The 2,314-nt window shown below is 50.6% G+C and carries 1 protein-coding gene; it reads left to right on the forward strand.

Going from position 1 to position 2,314, the window contains the following annotated elements:
• Nucleotides 1-112: 112 nt before the first annotated feature.
• A partial coding sequence (locus tag NZ772_17665) for an HDIG domain-containing protein (protein ID MCS6815384.1) occupies nucleotides 113-2,314 on the forward strand: 2,202 nt, incomplete at its 3' end.

The raw sequence follows: 2,314 nt of genomic DNA on the forward strand, positions 1-2,314 counted from the left end.
GCGAACATTCACCAAGCAGATTAGTCATTTACGACGCTTACGATCTGTAATGGCACGTGCTACTCAACATCTACTGCGATACCGTCGGCTCTGGCAGAGGATAGTGGCTTCTATGAGCAACTGTCACCAAGTGAAGGCTAGGCCTAGGGTCTGCCTATCTCGACGGCTACTCAGTCTAGGGTTAATCGTAGTGGCTATTATGGTGATGTCCGTAACAACTGGATACAGATTTTACGTGCAACCACGGTTAGTCGAAGGTATGATCGCACCCCAGACCATCCGTGCTCCCAAAACTAGTCAAATTATTGATCGAGCAGGTACACAGGCAAAACAAAAACAGGCAGAAAAGGCAGTAGCCGGTGCTTGGAAAGTTGATGTAGAAGTCAATGAGCAAATTCTAAAAAACTTAAGGGAGCTGGTGCTGCAAGGCAACGATATTCGCCAAATGATGGGCAAGTTTCCCTTTGAAGCATCCAGTGTCTTATCATTATCGACTCAAGATTACCTCCGACAGGCGAATGAATCAGAGTGGTTGTCAATTTTACGATCGCTCAACACCAGCACTCGTGGCAGTTCAATTCCAGCAACGGCCCTCCACAGCCCTGAAGTGTTTGCAAGCAATGCCTATCAGCGGGCAGTGCAAGAGTTACAAGCACTTTACTATGCGGAAGCCCCTGAACAATTGGCAGCGTTACTAAACGTAGTCACCGATGCCCGGAAAGGTTACGCTACAGCTTGGGCAAAATTGCAAGCATCGGAAAACTCAGTGTACGATCGGTCGTTTCTGTCGCTAACAGATACGGATTGGCTGGCTACCCAAGAAGGTGTGCGGCTGTCTTTGGAGCGCATCCTAGCCCAGGGGGTGCATCCTGGTTATGACAAATCGATGAAAGAGTCGTTTATTCGCAGCCAGTTATCCCAAACTGTGCCCGCAGAGGCCGAAAACTTGGCCTATCGGTTGCTAGCAGCAGTCGTTCGCCCTAACCTACAACGAGATGAGCAGCGCAGTAATGAGTTGATCCAGCAGGCAGTGAATGCCGTAGCCCCAGATGTAATCACTGTTAGCCAAGGTGAAATTATTGTTCAAGCGGGTGAAACGGTGACAGCCCAGCAAGTGACAATTTTGGAGCATTTTCGCCTCAATCGACGGGGCATCCATTGGGGCAAATTTCTGCTGTTCATGGGGCTGGTGAGTTTCACGGTGGGAGGATTCTGGTTTGCTGGGCAGCGTATTCACACCAACTTGCGCCTGCGGGACTATGTATTGATCTTGCTGCTGAGTTTGAGTTCCCCTTTACTGCTGGTGGTGAATGATAGTTCTACGAGTATGCAGGCTATCGGTCTGTTGCTAGGTAGTTTCTATGGGTCTGCGATCGGGATTCTAGCTATTGTTTTCCTCACTATCCTGTTGCCTATTGGTACCACAATTCCCATCACAGTCGTCTTACCCAGCGCGATCGGGGGTATTCTAGGCAGCTTAGTCGCAGGACAATTACGGATGCCCTTTGGAGACTCGTCACGCACTCGCGAAGAGCTAGCCCTCATGGGTGGAGTTGTGGGTATTGCTCAAGGCATTGCTGATTTTCTATTAACCACAAAGTATAGTGGCTTTTGGTACATTGAACTGCGGGATGCTCTGCTGAGTGGCCTCACAGGCTTAGCATGGAGCATCTTTGCCTTAGGACTTAGCCCCTATCTAGAACGACTGTTTGACATCGTTACGCCCATTCGACTAGCGGAATTAGCCAATCCTAATCGTCCGTTGCTTAAACGCCTAGCCCTAGAAACCCCTGGCACCTTTCAGCATACCCTGCATGTGGCTGTGCTTGCAGAAGCCGCCGCTCGAACCCTAGGCTGCAATGTGGAACTAGTGCGCACGGGCACGCTGTACCATGACATCGGCAAGATGCATGATCCCTTAGGTTTTATCGAAAATCAAATGGGCGGTGTCAATAAGCATGATATTATTCAGGATCCATGGGTGAGTGCTGACATCATCAAGAAGCATGTGACCCAGGGTTTGGTGATGGCTCGCCAAGCTGGCTTGCCCAGTGCTGTTACCGCCTTTATCCCAGAGCACCAAGGCACTACCCTCATCTCCTACTTCTACCATCAAGCTCAGCAGCTAGCTGCCCGCGACCACAGCAGAGTCTTGTTGGAAGCAGATTTTCGCTATGACGGCCCAATCCCCCAATCCCGTGAAACTGGCATTGTCATGGTGGCAGACTCCTGCGAGGCTGCCCTGCGATCGCTCAAGGATGTCACTCCAGAGGAAGCCCTAGCCGTGATCAACCGCATTTTGCGCGCCAAGTGG

The sequence above is a fragment of the Cyanobacteriota bacterium genome (genome assembly GCA_025054735.1).
Classification (GTDB): domain Bacteria; phylum Cyanobacteriota; class Cyanobacteriia; order SKYG9; family SKYG9; genus SKYG9.